Here is a 16,696-nt window from a genome sequence, read left to right as displayed (position 1 = left end):
ACGCCGGTCCAACTGTCTTATGCGTCTTTTGGCTGGTCCGCAAACCAGGGGGCACGGGCAGCCATGATCAGGCCGGCGGCCTGCTCTGCATCGATCTGTGCCAGTTCCACCAGGTCATCCACCGACTGTTCCGCCAGGTCTTCCATGGTGCAGACACCACGGGATGCCAGCCGGTAGGCCAGTTCACGATCCATGCCGTCCATTTCCAGCAGATCCTGCGCCGGCTCACCCGTGGTCACCTTTTCTTCGGTGGCAATGGCCCGGGTCAGCAGGGCATCACGTGCCCGGCGTCTGAGTTCCTCGACCATGTCCTCGTCGAACTCTTCGATCTGCATGATCTCCGCCGTGGGCACGTAGGCCACTTCATCGATGCTGGAAAAGCCTTCCTGCACCAGAATGGCGGCCACTTCCTCGTCCACGTCCAGACTGGCCATGAACATCTGCTGCAGTTCGGCGGATTCGCTCTCGCTCTTTTCCACGGCCTGCTTTTCGCTCATGACATTGAGTTCCCAGCCGGTCAGCTGGGAGGCCAGGCGGACATTCTGCCCGCCGCGGCCGATAGCCTGGGAAAGCTTTTCTTCCGCCACGGCGATATCCATGACCCGGTTGTCCTCGTCCACCACGATGGACAGGACTTCGGCCGGGGACATGGCGTTGATGACGAACTGTGCGGGGTTGTCGTCCCAGAGGATGATATCAATACGCTCGCCGGCCAGTTCATTGGACACGGACTGAACCCGCGAACCACGCATGCCCACGCAGGCGCCCACCGGGTCAAGCCGGGGATCCAGGGAGCGTACCGCGATCTTGGCGCGCATCCCCGGATCACGGGCCGCGCCCATGATCTCGATGAGACCCTGCCCCACTTCCGGCACCTCCAGCTTGAACAACTCTACCAGAAACTCGGGGGCGGTCCGGCTGACGAACAACTGGGGACCACGGGCCTCGGTGCGGACATCCTTGAGATAGCCGCGCAGACGGTCGTTGGGGCGCACGGACTCACGGGCGATCATCTCATCCCGGGGGATGAAGGCCTCGGCATTGCCCCCCAGGTCCAGGAACACGCCGTTGCGCTCGGAGCGCTTGACCACGCCCATCACCAGCTCGCCGACACGGCTCTGGAACTCGTCCACCACCTTAGCGCGCTCGGCCTCGCGCACCTTCTGCACGATCACCTGCTTGGCGGTCTGGGCGGCAATGCGGCCGAACTCCACCGACTCGATGGGCATCTCGACGTAGTCACCCACCTGGACATCGGGGTTCTTCTGAATGGCGTAGGAGTACAGGATCTGCCGATCCGGGGATTCGAACTCGGGGTCTTCGTCATCCACCACCAGCCAGCGGCGAAAGCTCTCGTAATCCCCGGTGTCCCGGTGGATGCTGACGCGTACGTCAATGTCGCCGCCGTGTTTCTTGCGCGTGGCGGAAGCCAGCGCAGCCTCGATCGCCTCGAAGATCACGGCCTTCTCGACGCCTTTCTCGTTGGAGACGGCGTCCACCACCAGCAAGATTTCTTTGTTCATCAGTACGTCTCCAAAGGACTGTCCCGCTGGGCCGGGATACAGCCCCCGCCGGACAGGACACGGATTGTCTAGAATTTGGGCACCAGGCGGGCCCGGGAGATGGCTTCCAGGGGCAGTCGCACGGGATTGCCCTCCACCTCCAGGATCACCGCGGCCTCCTCGACACCGGCGATCCGGCCACGGTAGTTGCGCTGTCCCTCGACCGGCCAGTTCAGACGCGCCCGAACGTCCTCGCCCTGGTAGCGGCGGAACTGTTCCGGGGTAAACAGCGGCCTGTCCATCCCCGGGGATGACACCTCAAGCCGGTAGGGCACGGGGATGGGATCTTCCACGTCCAGAACACCGCTGACCTGGTCACTGACTGCGGCGCAGTCATCCAGGTTGATGCCGTCGGGACCATCGATGAAGATACGCAGCAACGCACTGTTGCGCTGCACGCGGTATTCCAGCCCCCAGAGCTCGAAACCGAGTCCGGCAACGACGGGAGCAATCAACTGCTTCAGTTCCTGGGCGTCGTGACTCACGCACTCTCCACAAACAAAAAATGGGCCTGCGGCCCATTCAAGAATACTTGCCGGCCCGGCACCGCACCGGATGCCACCCTGCCATCCCGCCCTGTCGGACGATCGACGACATTACTGGCCAGCTAACAAAAAAACCCCCTCGGGGGCCTTGAACAAACAGTCACTCAAGACTCAATCCGGACCAAGCACCGGAACCATGACAGGGATCAACCTACCGGATTCATCGTGCTTGGCGCCGCCAACGGCCCGGACCCTTGATCTAAAGGCGACGCGATCAGGGATACGTATCCTAACGCACTTACACGCACCACGTAAAGGGCTATCGGCTGCGCCACAACGCCCAGGCCGCCAGACAGAATACCAGCAGATAGCCCGCCAACGCGGCATTGGCAAAGGAAATTCCCAGCCACTGCGGACCCATCTCATCACACAGGCCCGTGGCCAGGAACAGGGTGGGCACCTGCTGCCCCAACCATTCCACCAGACGCTCGATCAGACCCATCTCGGGCCCCACGCAGGAAAATCCGAGATCCGGCGGCTGGCGTTCAAGCCAGCTCTGGTAGCCCGCCACCCCCATGCCCATGCCGGCCACGACCAGCACCAGCAGACCGGGAATCACCCCGGCCAGGGATGCCCCGAACACCACGCCGGGCAGTGCCAACACCGCCAGCACCATGAACAGCAGGCGCTGGAAGATGCACAGGTGACAGGGATGCAGACTGAACCACTCGGTCAGACCGATGCTCAGCGCCGCGGACGTCGCCGAAAACAGGGCAATCAGCAACCAGATGGGACGAACCGCGGGTGCGAACATGCATGTCTCCCGTAGACGGGCCATGACCCTTGCTTGAACTTGCGGCACATGATGACCGAATCGGCGGACGGGGAAAAGGGGCATGCTCCCCGATGAATTTGCCTGAACTTGACCCGTGGGCCAGCATCCGGATACTAAAAAACAAGCCCATGCGCCGATTTTCGACATGGTTGAACATCTTCCCATAAGAACACGGGCACTGCTGCTCGGGGCCGGCCTGCTGTTTGCCGCCGGTGCCATGCTGGGGCTGGTGCTGCCTATCCGCGCCGAGCTGGAAGGCTTTCCCACTTCTCTGATCGGTCTCATCGGCAGTGCCTTTGCCGCCGGCTACGTGGCCGGCTGCCTGTATGTGCCGCGCCTGGTGGCCAAAGTCGGTCATATCCGGGTGTTCGGGGTGATGGCGGCGCTGGTGGCGATGACCGCCCTGATCAACGTCCTGTACGTTTCGCCCCTGGCGTGGATCCTGGTACGCGCCATGACCGGTTTCGCCTTTGCCGGCGCCACCATGATCATCGAAAGCTGGCTCAGCGAGAGCGCCAGCAGCGAGACCCGCGGGCGGGTCTTTGCCCGCTACATGGTGGTCAACCTGGCCAGTTCGGTGCTCGGCCAGCTGGCCGTGATGTTCTATCAGCCGGGTGGCTTTGAACCCTTCGTGATCGTGGCGATCCTGGCCTGCCTGGCCCTGATCCCCACCGCCCTGAGTTCCAGCCGGGCGCCCGAGCCGCTGCACGAGGTCAAGCTGGACTTCAAGCGGCTCATCCGGGTCTCACCCATTGCCGTGGTGGCCTGCTTCGGCGTCGGCCTGGCCCAATGGGGCCTTCGGCACCCTGGCGCCGGTCTATGCCAACAGCATCGGCCTGCCGGTCTGGGCCGTCGCCCTGCTGGTGGCCGGAGCCATCGTCGGCGGTGCACTCATGCAGGTGCCGATAGGCCGCCTCTCCGACCGGCTGGACCGGCGCTGGGTGGTGGTGGCCATCGCCCTGACCGGGGCGGGTCTGTCCTTCCTGCTCTACAGCCTGGATCTGCGTGAACCGGCGCAGGTGATCCTGATGGTGGTCTTGCTGGGGGGGGCCATGCACACGATCTATCCGGTGGCCGTGGCCCATGCCAACGACCGGGCGGCGGAAGGCAATTTCGTCGCGGTGTCCAGCGGCCTGCTACTGGTCTTCGGCGCCGGCGCCACCCTGGGGCCGGCGGTGGCGGCACCCTTGATGCAATGGGGTGAGCCGGGCTGGCTGTTCCTGTTCCTGGTCTTCATTTATTCCGGCATGGCCGTGCATGCCGTGTGGCGGACCCGTGTCCAGCCGCCGGTGGAGGAAGTACGCCATACCTTCGTCGGACTGGAGGCCATGCAGGGCGCCACCCAGGAAACCATGCACCTGGACCCACGGGCCGAGGACCCCGGTCAAGAGGCAACGCCATGAGATAACCAGGAATCATCCCGGCGGCCGCCTGAATTGCGACGAAGTTCCCGGATACGAGGCCGCGCAGCGCGCAACATCAGGCGCAGGGCGACTCATCCGCAAGGAAAAATCATCGCCCCGCCGCACCCTTCGTCCAAGCGAAAGGCGCGGGAGACACAGGTTAACTCCACAAGGAGGCTACGCCATGAACAAGGCACTCATTTTTGGTTTTGCCGTCGCTCTCGGCCTACTGCCCGCGCTGGGTGCAGCCCAGGCGATGGAAGAGGAAAAGACCATCTACGGCAGCCAACTCATGACCCAGGAGGAGCGGGACGAGTATCGTGCCCGGATGCGGGCGGCAACCACACCCGAGGAAAAGGCACAGATCCGGGAGGAACACCACGCCCGCATGAAGGCGCGGGGCGAGGAAATGGGCGTTGAACTGCCGGACGAGCCCCCCGCTCGGGGTGAGCGCATGGGACCTGGTGGCGGCATGGGACCTGGGGACGGCACAGGACCCGGCTACGGCCGCTGAGGCGACGTTTGCCGGACTGAACGGCATCCAGGGTGCCCATGCACCCTGGATCTGCGATGAAGTCACGCGGACGCATGACGGCGATGACCTGTCCGGTCAGTCGTGGACCTCGCTCCAGGGCACCACCAGCAGTCTTTGGTGATGTTGCTCAAGGATCTCCCGGATCCATCGGCCCTCGGCAGCCTGACGCGCCTTAAGGACGGGATCGCTCACCGTCACCGGGCTGAGTGCCTGATTTACGATCCAGCCGGCGGGCTCGATGCCGGCCCGCCGCAGATCCGCCTGCAGCGCCGCGGCCTCATGCACCGGCGTGGCCTCCGGCAGGGTACAGATCAGCACGTGGGTGAAGGCCGGATCCCGCAGCCGGGGCAGCAGCTGTTCCACTGCCTCCGGCACGCCCTGGCTCTGGCGCCCCAACTCCCGATGGTAGGCCTGCGCGGCATCCAGCAGGAGGATGGTGTGGCCGGTGGGTGCCGTGTCCAGGACCACGAACTGTTCCCGGGCCTGATCGACCGTCTTGGCAAAAGCCTGGAAGACGGCAATCTCCTCGGTACAGGGAGAACGCAGATCCTCTTCCAGCAAACGGCGGCCCTCCTCGTCCAGATCCTTGCCGGCGGAGGCCATGACCGCTTCCCGATAACGCCGGGTCTCCAGAACCGGATCCACACGCCCGATGGTCATGCCTTCGGGCATCTCGCCCACGGCGGCCTGCACATGCGCCGCCGGATCCGTGGTGGTCAGATGGACCTTGTGGCCACGCTCGGCCAGGGCCACCGCGACACGGGCCGCCAGGGTGGTCTTGCCCACGCCGCCCTTGCCCATGGTCATGACGGCACCATGGCCACCGGCCGCCAAGGAATCCACCAGGGCGTCGAAAGATTCCCCCTCCGGCACCGGAAACGACTCCCCGGGCTCGGGCGCGGGCTCCGTGTCGGCCAGCAGGATGCGCAGGCCTTCCAGCCCCATGGGGGGACGACCCCGCAGCGGGCGTTCACTGCGCGGCAGGTCCCTCAGCATGGCGGGCATGCGTTCCAGGGCCTGGCGCCCCCGCGCCTCCAGGGCGCGGGCCACCGGATCCTCCGGATCCTGGGCCTGGAACAGGCCGTTGACCACCAGATGCTGATTCGCCACACCCAACTCCCGCAGTTCCCCGCTGGAACGGGCCGCCTCGTTGAGGGCCGCCGCCTCGGGGCGGCTGACGAGTACCAGGGTGGTGCGTCGGCCATCGCCAAGGCTCTCCATGGCCCGGGCATAGATCTCTTTCTGGCCGGTCAAACCCTCCAACGGTCCCAGGCAGGAGGTACCGGAGGTATTGGTTTCGATATACCCGGTCCAGGCGCGGGGCAGGGACAAAAGGCGCAGGGTGTGCCCCGTGGGCGCGGTATCGAAGACCAGGTGATCGAAGTCCCGGGTGGATCCGGGATCCCCCAACAGGGCAGCGAAGGCGTCAAACGCCGCAATCTCCATGGTGCAGGCCCCGGAGAGCTGTTCCTCCATGCTGTTGACCACGGTTTCCGGGAGTTTGCCCCGGTAGGGACCCACCACCCGCTCACGATAGGCGGCGGCGGCCTTTTCCGGATCGATGTTCAGGGCCTTGAGACCCGGAACATTCGGGATGGGGGTCGGCGTGTCGGAAAGCGTGGTTTCCAGAACCTCGTCCACGTTGGAGGCCGGATCGGTGGAGATGAGTAGAATCTTTTTGCCCTGTTCCGCCAGGGCCAAGGCACTGGCACAGGCCAGTGAGGTCTTGCCCACGCCCCCCTTGCCGGTGAAGAAGAGATGTCGGGTGGGGTTTTGCAGGAAATTCATCATTTTGCGCGGAGACGCCTCGATGGGAACAAGCAAGTCCCTCCCCTGTTGGCGGGAGAGGGACTGGGTGAGGGGGCGGGTGAGGGTGACGGACTTTAAGCTCAGCCGCAGCAGCCGTTGCCCGGACTGACGCTCTTGCTGCATTCCACCTCCAGGCCCGTCCACTGGGCCAATTGCTCCCGATCCGGGTACACACCCCGACTCCTGACCTCTCCGTTCACCAGAAACACCGGCAGGGCGCCCTCGCCGTCCTGCTCCAGGATGGCCTGGATGGTCGCGTTCTCCACGAAGGCCCCGGGTTGCTGGGACAGGTTGTAACGGGTCACGGTCACACCGGCATGACGCAGCCAGGCCAGGTCCCCCGCCAACTTGGAGAGTTTGGGATCCACGCTCGGTCCGCACACGCCGCTGGCGCAGCACTGGGGTGGGTCGAATACGGTCACTTCAGTCATGATGGTTGTCTCCAGAAGAGTGATGCTAACCCGGCAGTCATACAGGCAACACCGTTCGTCCTGAGCTTGCTTACGAGCGGGCTTCGACAGGCTCGGCCCGAACAGGATTCGATTGCCGGGTCAGTATGGCTCACAAAGCATACGCCTTCACGCATATATGATCAAACATATATGATGCACTAAAGCCCCCCTCTGTTGGCCTGGAAGCCATCCAGACAGGTCAGGCGCGGAAACGGGACACCATCCCTCCCACGTTGTTGGCCAGCTCGGCCAACCGGCCGCCGGCCTCGTCGACGCCGCGCATCTCATTCGCGCTCTGATCCGCCCCACTGCTGATACCCGTGATGCTGCGGCGTATCGACTCCATGGTCATGGCCTGCTCGCCGGCGGCATGGGCGATCTGCTGATTCATCTCATCGATGCGACGAACGGCATCGGCGATGCGCTGGAGGGCATGGTCCGCTTCCCCCGCCCGCTCGCGGCTCTCGGCACTCTGACCCGCACTGCGTTCCATGAGTTCGACGGCCTGCCCCACGTCCGCCTGCAAGGATTCGATGATCCCCCGTATCTCGGAAATGGAGTCATTGGTGCGGCTCGCCAGGGTACGCACTTCATCGGCCACCACAGCAAAGCCCCGCCCCTGCTCACCGGCCCGGGCCGCCTCGATGGCCGCATTCAGAGCCAGAAGATTGGTTTGTTCGGCAATCCCGCTGATGACCTTGAGGATGGTGTCGATGTTGACCGCCCCGGCCTGAACCTTGGACACGGCCCTGGAGGCTTCTTCCATGCCCATGGCCAGCGCACCGCTGGAAGCGACTAATCCCGCCACGATACGTCGTCCTTCCTCGGTGATTTCACTGGCTTCCGTTGCCCCTTCGGCTGCCTGACGGGTATTGCGGGCCACCTCCTCCACGCTCACCACCATCTCATCCACGGCACTGGCCACATGACTCAGCTGAGCCTGCTGTTGATCAGTGATCTCCCGTGAATTGCGCGCATGGCCGCTGAGCTGGTCCGCCGCCGAAGACAGGTCCACCACGGCCCCATTCAGTTCCCGCACCATGCCTTGCAGGCGCTCCATGGAGGCATTATAGGCCGCCGCGGTACGGCCGATTTCGTCCTGGGAGTCCACCCGTACCCGCCGGGTCAGATCCGCCTCCTCGGCGGCCTGCTGCAGACAGGCGGAGAGATGATTGAGGGGCGTACCAGCCGGGAGGCATACCAGATACCCAGCAGGACGGCCACCGCCAGGACCATGGCGGATACCAGCCACATGAGATGCTGTACCCGGGTCAAGGGTGAATACAGCTCGGCCAGGGTCTGATCCACGATCAGACCCCAGCGCACCCCGTAACGCTGCTCCATTTCCGTCAGTGCCAGGGTCAGGCCCCACTTCATTCTGCCGTCGCCACTGAGAAACTCCCCCCCTGGATGACCACGTCCCTGTCTCAGTACCGGGGTCAGGATGGGATAATGACTCATGTCGGAACCATAGCGGGACGGATCGGGATGTCCGATGAGACGGCCTTCACGGTTGAACAGGGTGGCACGTCCGGTATCACCGATCTGCACCCGATTGGTGATGGTCACCACGCGGGCACCATCCACCTGTCCCACCAGGATCCCACCTCCCTCCAGGGGCTGCAAAAAGACCACGAAACGCTGTCTGTCCGTGCCGGGCTGATCATCCACATCCAGCAGAAGCCGACCGCCTGACCCCGCCCGGCTCCAGTCCCTTAGCTGACCGGCCGGATCGCCACTCCCTGCCGACAGGGGCTGACCGGCGGCGGCCAGTACCCGCCCTGAACCATCCAGCACCGCCAGGTAATCAAAATGCCGGAAATGGCGTCGATAGACTGCCAATACCGTGGCTCGATCACTGTCATCCGCCATGGCAAGTTGTTCCCCCAGCACCGCCAGTTCGTCGCCACGCTGCAGCATGTAGGTTTCCAAAAGATTGGAGACCTCCCGACCGATGCTGACCAGCGCATCCTGGAGACTCGCCTCCACCTGGGCACGAAGCACCTGCGAGGTACTCATCGCCATGACCATCAACGGGACCAGACTCACGCCAACCACCAGCAGGGCCAATTTGAAACGCTGACTTCGTATCTGCATCTACCATCCTCTACAAGCATGAGCAGGGGAGATTCGACCATCTGTCCGAACCTGCCCCGGGAACCGGGACGTCACCCATTCCATAGCGGCCCTGGCTATAAAAAATTGAGTTATATCAACCTGACTGACTTGAGACGGAGACAGGGGTGTTCACACCCTCACCGAGGGGAACAGTTCCAACCCCGGATTCAGGACAAGGACCCCCAGCTCAGGATGAAATCCCGGATCTGTCCCACATCGTTGAGGGACAGCACGGGCAAAGAGGTCTGCACCGATGCCGGCTCGTCCGTGGCCACGGCGATGATGTCCGGGTCCTGAGGGTAGCGGGCAAGTTTGCCCAGGGAGGGACGAAACAGTTCCAGCTTGGGAAAGGGCTCCGCCTTGAATCCCTCCACCAGGATCAGATCGGTGCGGGACGCATCCAGGTGCCCGATCAATTCCCACAGATCCGGCTCCCGGGGCTCGGGCTGCTCCACCATCAGGGCAAACCGTTGAGTAGAGGCAATGAGCATCTGCTCGGCACCGGCCTTGCGCAGTGCGTGGCTGTCCTTGCCCGGCTGATCCACGTCGAAACTGTGATGGGCATGCTTGATCACCGCAATCCGGATGCCCCGCTCCCGCAGCAAGGGAATCAACTGCACCAGCAGGGTCGTCTTTCCGGTACCGCTCCAGGCGGCAAAACCCAGGATGGGTGGGGAATGCTCCATGAGGTGTTCTGTCTCCCGCCGAAGGCCTTCGGATCCGTTGAGTGGAGTCACTTCACTTACCGGCCGGAAAAGGATCGCCGTCTTCCCGGCAGACCCGGAGGGCACATGGCTGCCAGCCCCATGACCTGATCCCGCTCGTCCACGGGGATGGCCACATGTTCGGCGGGCAGGCCGTCGGCCGCCAGCCGCTCCCGGATCACCGCCATGTCCGCCTCGCTCAGACGGCGACCGGCATACTGGGCTCGCAGGCGGGCGATCTCCGGATCGACGTCCTCGGCCCCCTGGCATGGGACTGAGGATTCCGGCACATGGCCGGCCATGTCCGCCTGTACCGCCACCTCCAGCAGGCAGGCCAGGGCCGTGTAGGGGTGGTTGGGCAGTTCGAAGCGGCGGCTGGCCTGCTCGATATCCCGCCGTAGCGGCGTGACCCAGCGGGCCACGAAATGCCGCAGAAACTCATCGGCCGTCATCGGCGGAGGTTCGCCCTCCCCGGCCTCGGCCTCGGCACGGGCCGCCAGCAGCCAGGCCACGAACTCCAGCTGCACACTGATCTGATCCGGCAGATCGTGAAAGTCTTCGCCCGTGTCCAGACCGCAACGCCGGTAGCAACTTTGCATGGCATGCACCGAACCGCCGGCAATGGTGCCATCCAGGTAACTGGCGGTATTGAGACTGGGATGGTCCGCGCCCGGCATCAGAAAGAGACGGGAATACACCACCAGCAGACCCTGGTCATCCAGACCCCGCAGGGTCTCGCCCAGAGCCGCCAGCGGGGTCTGAACGGCATAGCCGCAGACTCCGGCGGCCGCTTCCAGATCCCGCGGCAGGGCATCCCGCAGGGCACTCAAGGTACCGGGGGCCGGAACCGCAAAGGCCCGGGACAGGCACAGATAATAGGTGGCGCGTTCGATCTCTCGGCTGGCGTCGTACATGGAATCACCTTGGTGGCTTGCCGTGACTGCAAGATCCCCCGGGCATCCGGTACCCGGGGGCGTGACGGGAACGTGGTCCTCAGCGGCCGCGGGTGATCCCCAGCACCCCGCCCAGGGAGTTGACCACGTTGGCCAGGAAGATCGCCATGACCAGCAGCAGCCACTCCGTGGACGACGGGGCATAGGACAGCACCGGCGGTGCCCAGCTACCCTTGAACAGAGGGATGATCTGGCCGCCGATGATGTACTCGTAACGACCGATGAACAGCCCCACCATCACCAGCACGGCGGCGGCCACCTGGACCAGGATATTGCGCCGTAGGGCATGGCTGAACATGATCACCAGGGCCGTCATCAGGGCCGCCAGTTCAATCCAGTACAGAGGTGAGGAAACAATGTATTGCCAGGCCTGAAGACCTTCCACATTGCCGTACAGGCCGTTGACGGTCCGACCCACCACGAACACCAGATGCAGCACGATGGCCCAGGCAAAGACGCCCCCCATGCGCCCGGCAAACACCGTGCGAATGGACTCCGGTACCCTGTTGGCCTGGAAACCGTAGGCCAACAAGGTGAAGAAATAGACGAAAGCCAGACCGCCGACGACGGATTCCACGATAAAGGCGGCGGGGATGTCGCCGGAGGCCCAGAAGGGACGGAAACTCTGGGAGCCGTACACCACCCCCGCCAGGGCCGTCACCAGGATGGCAAACAGCAACGTCAGCCGGGTGAGCCCCCGCAGACTGTCCAGGGTGGACTGGGTGGCCCGGGCACGCCAGATCAACAGCAACAGACAGACGGTGAAACCGATCACCGCCAGTACCTTCCAGTACAGGGGGGAACTGAAGGCGAAACTGAAGGGAATAAGGAACATGGCCCGCAGGGGGTAGCCCAATTCCATCATCAGCACCGCCACCCCGCCGCTAAGACCGGCCAGGGCCAGCCACAGGCTGCGGGCGAACAGAGGCCGGAAGGTCTCGCCGGTGAACAGAAAGCCGAAGCAGGCCACCATGGCGATGCCGGTGGAGGTGAGCAGGAAAAAGTCATACACGACGATGGGGAAACCCCAGAACAGGCCGTCGTTGGAGATGTTGAAGGCCGCATGGCCCTGGCTGGACAGATTGAACATCACCAGCCCGGCGGTGATCAGAAAACCGATCCCCGCCACCAGCAGGATGGGCATCTGGATGCCCTTGTTGTCCATGGTTGCAGTGGTCATGGTCTGGATTCCTCTCAAGCCTTGTCTTGGTGGACCGCGCGCAGTGACGGCACGGCGGCGGAGGCGCCGCCCGACAGGTAATAGACCTGGGGCTTGTTGCCGGTTTCATCCTTCAGCCGGGTGCCCCGATGATCGGCGATAAGTTTGTTCACCCGGCTCTCCGGATGGTCCAGGTCACCGAAGAAACGGGCCTTGGGGGCGCACACCCGCACACAGGCGGGCACATATTCCTTCAGTTCCGGGATATCCTCGTCCAGGTCCGGCACGCCCGCGGGGGCCTGGCTCACCTTGTGGTAGCAGAAGGTGCACTTGGAAACGACCCCGTGAGGCTGGATGCCGATGCCCCGACGGGGGTCGTCCTGGGGTCCCTTCCAGGGCGGATCCCACTGGCGGCCCTCCTCCGACGGGAAGACCGTGCGGATATCCGGCTGTACCACCGCCTTTTCATCGGTGTAGAAGCGCACCCCGTAGGGACAGGCCACCTGGCAGTACTTGCAGCCGATGCAGCGGTTCCAGTCGATGAGCACGAACCCGCCCTCCGGGTCCTTGTAGGTGGCCCTGGTGGGGCACACCGAGACGCAGGAGGGGTTTTCGCAATGCATGCAGGGACGGGGCAGCCACTTGAGCTGCACGTTGGGATACTTGCCCTCGTGATAGAAGAGCACGTCCTGCCAGTTCTCTCCCGGCAGGCGGCTGTTTTCCATGGCACAGGCCGTGGTACAGGCTTGGCAGCCGGTGCAGGTGTCCAGGTCGATGACCATTCCCCATTTCGCCATGTCTCATGTCTCCTCTGACCGCCGGCGCGCTCAGGCGCGCTCGATGCGAACCTTGGTGGTGTAGTAACTGCACTGGCCGGTGATGCGGTCGGATTGGTTCACCGTGATCTCGCCGCTGTGGCCGGGCTTGCGTCCCTTGGCCCAACGTCCGTGAGCCCAGTGGCCATGCTCCATCGGGAATACCAGGGTGTCCGGACGCACCCCTTCGTAGTACTTGCAGTACCCCTCAATGGCGCCCAGATCGGAACTGATGCGCACCCGCGACCCGTCCGGAATGCCTCGGGCCCGGGCGGTCTTGGGATTGATCTCGATATAGATGGTATTGCGGCCACCCAGGGTGGGCTGCATGTTGGCGATGGCCACCGGCAGGTTGGCGCCCCGCCCTTCCGCGTGCAGGGCCACCTTGGGGGTGACCATGTAAAGATCACCACCGCCGGGATGGCTGGGTTCCTCCCAGATGGGGAACATGAGCCGGGACGGGTCACGGCCGGTCTTGGCGGCGATCCAGTCCGCATGGGCCTCCAGCCAGCCGGAACGGATCTCGAACTTGCCGGACGCGGTCTTGAACAATGCGCCCCTGACTTCATCGGCGGACATGAGACGGGTATGGTCCTGGCCGTCCCACTCATAGAACTCGCCATCAATCTGCCGATAGGGGTAGACCCGCTTGTACCAGACCCCCTTTTCCTTCCAGCTCTCGAAGGAATTGACGCCGTTGTCGCCGGGATCGCTTTCAAAGCCCTTGGCCAGGTGGCGGATGACATTCTCGGTGTTGTCCAGGGCCTGGTAGTACTCGCCCATGGACCCCTGGATCCGCTTGCCCAATTCGATGAGGACATCACCGAAGTATTTCGTATCGTAGAGGGGCTTGACCGCCGGCACCCGCAACTGGGTCATGGGCCAACCCTGGAAGGGATAAGTGGGCGCATCCTGCAGCCGCTCCAGATAGGTGTGGTCCGGCAGGATCACGTCGGCGAACATGGCCGTCTCGCTGGGGAACGGGGAGGTCTCGATGACGAACAGTTCCTTGAGGGCCTCCTCCCAGGCCTTCACGTCCGGCGCCGTCCAGATGGCGTTGTTCAGGTAGAACATGATCGTATCCAGCTTGTAGGGCTTGCCCTGCAGGGAGTTGGGCCCTATCTCCTGCATCATGTTGTTGGCCAGCAGGTAGCCGTCGGGATGACCCTTGAGGTCGATGCGGGGCTGCGCCTTCCAGCCGCCGGTTCTGGCCCAGTCATCCAGGTAATCATCCGCGTTCACCGGCAAGGGACCGTAGGAGGGTCCCACCTGGTAGGCCAGGCCGCCCTTGGCGTAGAGGGACCCCACCAGGGCATTGAGGGTGTGGATGGCCATGCCGTTGAAAATGCCGTTGCTGTGGGCATGGGCTCCCCGCTCGTACAGGGCGATGGCCGGACGGGTGGTACCGAACTCCCGGGCGGTGGCCAGGATATCCCGCTCGTACAGGGTGGTGACCTGGGCCGCCCAGCGGGGACTGCGATCCTTGAGTTCCGCATTCCACCATTCCACCAGTCCCTTCACCCACTTCTCCTCGAAGCTGTCCGGGTCCACGGTCTCGCCGGGGATGAAGCGGTTGACGCCGTCGCTGAAATCACCCACGAACGCCTTCTCCCACAGCCCGTCGACGAGGATCACGTGGGCGATGGCCAGGGCCAGGGCGCCGTCCGTCCCCGGCTTGATGAGCAGGGCCCGGTCCGAACCGGCCAGGGTGGTGTTCATGTGTACATCCACCGCCGTGATACGGGTCTTGGGCACCTTCACCCCGCGGATGTACCCCCATACCTGCATGTTGTTGTTGTAGGGGCGGAAGGCCTCCAGGAAACCGGCACCGAACATGAGCAGCATGTTGGCGTTCTTGTAGTCGTAGCTGTTGTACCCGCCAATGCCGTCCACCGCCTTCTTGGAGATGATGCTGCCGTCGGAACACATGGAGGAGTGACCGATGGCCACGTTGGGGGAACCGTAAAGCTTGCCGAAATTGCCCAGCAGACCGGCACAGGAAGCGCCCCAGCCACGCCCGTAGAGCAAGGCGAAGCGATGGGATTCCTCCCGCTCACGCAGCCCGTTGAGGCGATCGGCCACCATGTCCAGGGCCTCGTTCCAGCTGATGGGCACAAAGCCGGGGTCCTGGTCCCGGCCCTTGTTCGGGTTGGTGCGCTTCATCGGCCCCTTGAAGCGATCGGGGTCATAGAGGATGTAGGCCCCCAGGGGACCCTTGGGGCAGAGCTTGCCGTTGGAGATGGGGTGGTCCGAAGTCCCGTAGATGGCGTGGACCCGGCCCCCGGTGGTGTAGACATCGATGCCGCAACGGGCCGGGCACTGATGGCAGATGTTTTTGGTGATGGTGGTGTCGGCCGACGGCGCCGGCGACCGGGCATGGGACAGGGTCGTCAGGCCGGGGACCACCCCGGCCCCACCGGCCACCACCCCGGCACCCGCCACGGCGCCGGTGGCCTTGAGAAAACGGCGCCGATTGATCAAGGTTTCAAGCAGCTTCATCGAGATCCCTCCTCAGGGTTGACTCAGGCCCGGGACACACCGGGCACATCCGGAGCAGCCTCCGGGGGATGACATGGATCCGCTATCCGGGCCGAATCCTCACGTTCGGCCATCTGCCGGGACAGGGATCTTGCAAAGGCCTGGGAACGGGCGCAGGGGGCACATTCGCTCTCATCGCCGTGGGCCTGGAACGGACTGCCGCAGCGGCGGCAGGTGCGCGAACCGAACTCGCGCAGGACTTCCGGCGAGCGCCAGTCATCGTCCCGCCGTGCCTCAATCCGCAGGGCCTGCTCCGGACAGGCCCGCTCACAGGCCCCGCAACCGATGCAGTGACAGGGATCAAAGACCAGTGCCGTGGACCCGCCTTCCTCCCGCCGACGAAACAAGGCCCCGGTGGGGCAGACCGAACGGCAGACCCCATGACCGCGGCAGTCATCGCCCACTTCCATGGCGCTGAACAGTCCATGGGGCATGGGCAATCCCTGTTGCCGGGCCAGTTCCAGGCAGGCGTTGAGCAGACGCAGACGAGCAGTAGAAGGCCGCGGCGGCGGCACCGGGGCCAGGGCCGGGGGTGGCGTGGGCGATGTCGTCCCGGTCGCCGAAGAGACCACCGACATCGCCGGCACGGTATGGCCCAGCCAGCGCCCCGCCTCCAGCCCCAGACGACCCAAAAAGGCCCGGCGCGAGGCATCGGGGATCGCCGGATCCCGTGCCGTCGCCCCCAAAGCCCCGGAGGCCGAAGCCGGTTCCAGGCGCGGCAGGCGAGCCGGGGGAACCCCCATGGCTTCCAGCAAGTGACGGGCCTGATCCAGGGCCGCCCCGGATGGATGGATGTCCGCCCCGCCGCCGGAGGGGCAGCGGGCACACAATCCACGGTCCACCAGTCGGGGACCCTCCCCCGCCAGACGATGGGCTTGGATCAGGGCGGCCCCATCCAGCCCACCCAGGCAGGGCACCACCCGTGATCGAGGCAGGCACGCGGAAGGCGGGACCTGTTCACACTCCAGATGCGTGGCCGGCAGCGCCTCGGATTCGTCTCCCGTCAGGGACAAGGCGCCCATGGGACAGGCCGCCACGCAACGGCCGCAGCCGGTGCAACCCTCGGCGGGTTCCGGCACCGGATCGGTGCTCGACGGCCGCAGGGCCTGGACCGGACAGACCCGCACACAGGCGTCACAGCCGTCCAGGCGAATGGAGAAGGTCGTGCAGGTCATTACCGCCAACTGCAGTCCCCGGGCAGGGTGCAAGGTACGACGCACGGTGACGGGCATGGAAGAATATGCTTGCATGACATATGCAAAGCACAAAAAATGCCTGGTTTTATACCCGCCTGTTTTCAAAGATGATTTTGACAATCATCAAAATCA

Annotated in this window: 15 protein-coding genes and 1 pseudogene; 3 read left to right on the top strand and 13 right to left on the bottom strand. The window is 64.2% G+C overall.

Going from position 1 to position 16,696, the window contains the following annotated elements:
• Nucleotides 1–17: 17 nt before the first annotated feature.
• The 3 genes from nusA to ECTPHS_RS07100 form a co-directional block, all read right to left on the bottom strand.
• Nucleotides 18–1,523 (bottom strand): transcription termination factor NusA, encoded by a 1,506-nt coding sequence (nusA, locus tag ECTPHS_RS07110; RefSeq protein ID WP_008932035.1) that lies wholly within the window; start codon nt 1,521–1,523, stop codon nt 18–20.
• Between the two features lie 68 nt (nt 1,524–1,591).
• The gene (gene rimP / locus ECTPHS_RS07105; protein ID WP_008932034.1) at nt 1,592–2,047 is read right to left on the bottom strand and encodes a ribosome maturation factor RimP; all 456 of its coding nucleotides are present in this window, start codon (nt 2,045–2,047) and stop codon (nt 1,592–1,594) included.
• Between the two features lie 319 nt (nt 2,048–2,366).
• Nucleotides 2,367–2,861, bottom strand: a complete 495-nt coding sequence (locus ECTPHS_RS07100; RefSeq protein ID WP_008932033.1) for a disulfide bond formation protein B — start codon at nt 2,859–2,861, stop codon at nt 2,367–2,369.
• Nucleotides 2,862–3,027: 166 nt separating this feature from the next.
• Between ECTPHS_RS07100 and ECTPHS_RS15150 the strand changes: the two are divergent.
• The 3 genes and pseudogenes from ECTPHS_RS15150 to ECTPHS_RS07090 form a co-directional block, all read left to right on the top strand.
• A pseudogene (locus ECTPHS_RS15150) lies at nt 3,028–3,666 on the top strand (MFS transporter); the annotation flags it as partial.
• Complete coding sequence (locus ECTPHS_RS13960) at nt 3,635–4,285, top strand: MFS transporter (protein ID WP_083838796.1); 651 nt, start codon at nt 3,635–3,637, stop codon at nt 4,283–4,285. The pseudogene ECTPHS_RS15150 and the gene ECTPHS_RS13960, both read left to right, overlap by 32 nt.
• Nucleotides 4,286–4,469: 184 nt before the next feature.
• Nucleotides 4,470–4,799, top strand: a complete 330-nt coding sequence (locus ECTPHS_RS07090; RefSeq protein WP_008932030.1) for a hypothetical protein — start codon at nt 4,470–4,472, stop codon at nt 4,797–4,799.
• A 96-nt stretch (nt 4,800–4,895) separates the two neighbouring features.
• On the opposite strand, the gene arsA is transcribed toward ECTPHS_RS07090, so the two are convergent.
• The 10 genes from arsA to ECTPHS_RS07045 form a co-directional block, all read right to left on the bottom strand.
• Nucleotides 4,896–6,752, bottom strand: a complete 1,857-nt coding sequence (gene arsA, locus ECTPHS_RS07085; RefSeq protein ID WP_246828332.1) for an arsenical pump-driving ATPase — start codon at nt 6,750–6,752, stop codon at nt 4,896–4,898.
• The gene (arsD, locus tag ECTPHS_RS07080) at nt 6,710–7,060 is read right to left on the bottom strand and encodes an arsenite efflux transporter metallochaperone ArsD (RefSeq protein ID WP_008932028.1); all 351 of its coding nucleotides are present in this window, start codon (nt 7,058–7,060) and stop codon (nt 6,710–6,712) included. Before arsD ends, arsA begins: the two co-directional genes overlap by 43 nt.
• Nucleotides 7,061–7,280: 220 nt before the next feature.
• A complete protein-coding gene (locus ECTPHS_RS13955) occupies nt 7,281–8,210 on the bottom strand; it encodes a methyl-accepting chemotaxis protein (RefSeq protein ID WP_246828334.1) in 930 nt (309 codons plus the stop codon).
• Complete coding sequence (locus ECTPHS_RS15145; protein WP_008932026.1) at nt 8,207–9,178, bottom strand: cache domain-containing protein; 972 nt, start codon at nt 9,176–9,178, stop codon at nt 8,207–8,209. The genes ECTPHS_RS13955 and ECTPHS_RS15145 overlap by 4 nt, the downstream gene beginning before the upstream one ends.
• Before the next feature lie 188 nt (nt 9,179–9,366).
• Nucleotides 9,367–9,885, bottom strand: a complete 519-nt coding sequence (gene mobB, locus ECTPHS_RS07070) for a molybdopterin-guanine dinucleotide biosynthesis protein MobB (protein ID WP_008932025.1) — start codon at nt 9,883–9,885, stop codon at nt 9,367–9,369.
• Nucleotides 9,886–9,941: 56 nt separating this feature from the next.
• Entirely contained in the window at nt 9,942–10,817 is an 876-nt protein-coding gene (locus ECTPHS_RS13945) for a molecular chaperone (RefSeq protein ID WP_008932024.1), read from the bottom strand.
• Nucleotides 10,818–10,896: 79 nt separating this feature from the next.
• The gene (gene nrfD / locus ECTPHS_RS07060) at nt 10,897–12,036 is read right to left on the bottom strand and encodes an NrfD/PsrC family molybdoenzyme membrane anchor subunit (RefSeq protein ID WP_008932023.1); all 1,140 of its coding nucleotides are present in this window, start codon (nt 12,034–12,036) and stop codon (nt 10,897–10,899) included.
• Between the two features lie 14 nt (nt 12,037–12,050).
• Complete coding sequence (locus tag ECTPHS_RS07055) at nt 12,051–12,812, bottom strand: 4Fe-4S dicluster domain-containing protein (protein WP_371200083.1); 762 nt, start codon at nt 12,810–12,812, stop codon at nt 12,051–12,053.
• Nucleotides 12,813–12,842: 30 nt separating this feature from the next.
• Nucleotides 12,843–15,329, bottom strand: a complete 2,487-nt coding sequence (locus ECTPHS_RS07050; protein WP_008932021.1) for a molybdopterin-dependent oxidoreductase — start codon at nt 15,327–15,329, stop codon at nt 12,843–12,845.
• 23 nt (nt 15,330–15,352) lie between these two features.
• Complete coding sequence (locus tag ECTPHS_RS07045; RefSeq protein WP_083838794.1) at nt 15,353–16,618, bottom strand: 4Fe-4S dicluster domain-containing protein; 1,266 nt, start codon at nt 16,616–16,618, stop codon at nt 15,353–15,355.
• Between the last annotated feature and the right edge of the window lie 78 nt (nt 16,619–16,696).

The organism is Ectothiorhodospira sp. PHS-1, assembly GCF_000225005.1.
In the GTDB taxonomy this organism is placed as follows: Bacteria; Pseudomonadota; Gammaproteobacteria; order Ectothiorhodospirales; family Ectothiorhodospiraceae; genus Ectothiorhodospira.
This window is presented reverse-complemented; position numbering and strand designations above follow the sequence as displayed.

Excerpts from the sequence above, each read along its gene's own strand:
- ECTPHS_RS07045 (WP_083838794.1), bottom strand. The coding sequence starts at position 16,618 with ATGCAAGCATATTCTTCCATGCCCGTCACCGTGCGTCGTACCTTGCAC.
- ECTPHS_RS07050 (WP_008932021.1), bottom strand. The coding sequence starts at position 15,329 with ATGAAGCTGCTTGAAACCTTGATCAATCGGCGCCGTTTTCTCAAGGCC.
- ECTPHS_RS07090 (WP_008932030.1), top strand. The coding sequence starts at position 4,470 with ATGAACAAGGCACTCATTTTTGGTTTTGCCGTCGCTCTCGGCCTACTG.
- ECTPHS_RS15145 (WP_008932026.1), bottom strand. The coding sequence starts at position 9,178 with ATGCAGATACGAAGTCAGCGTTTCAAATTGGCCCTGCTGGTGGTTGGC.
- nusA (WP_008932035.1), bottom strand. The coding sequence starts at position 1,523 with ATGAACAAAGAAATCTTGCTGGTGGTGGACGCCGTCTCCAACGAGAAA.
- ECTPHS_RS13945 (WP_008932024.1), bottom strand. The coding sequence starts at position 10,817 with ATGTACGACGCCAGCCGAGAGATCGAACGCGCCACCTATTATCTGTGC.
- ECTPHS_RS07055 (WP_371200083.1), bottom strand. The coding sequence starts at position 12,812 with ATGGCGAAATGGGGAATGGTCATCGACCTGGACACCTGCACCGGCTGC.
- mobB (WP_008932025.1), bottom strand. The coding sequence starts at position 9,885 with ATGGAGCATTCCCCACCCATCCTGGGTTTTGCCGCCTGGAGCGGTACC.
- nrfD (WP_008932023.1), bottom strand. The coding sequence starts at position 12,036 with ATGACCACTGCAACCATGGACAACAAGGGCATCCAGATGCCCATCCTG.
- ECTPHS_RS07100 (WP_008932033.1), bottom strand. The coding sequence starts at position 2,861 with ATGTTCGCACCCGCGGTTCGTCCCATCTGGTTGCTGATTGCCCTGTTT.
- arsA (WP_246828332.1), bottom strand. The coding sequence starts at position 6,752 with ATGCAGCAAGAGCGTCAGTCCGGGCAACGGCTGCTGCGGCTGAGCTTA.
- arsD (WP_008932028.1), bottom strand. The coding sequence starts at position 7,060 with ATGACTGAAGTGACCGTATTCGACCCACCCCAGTGCTGCGCCAGCGGC.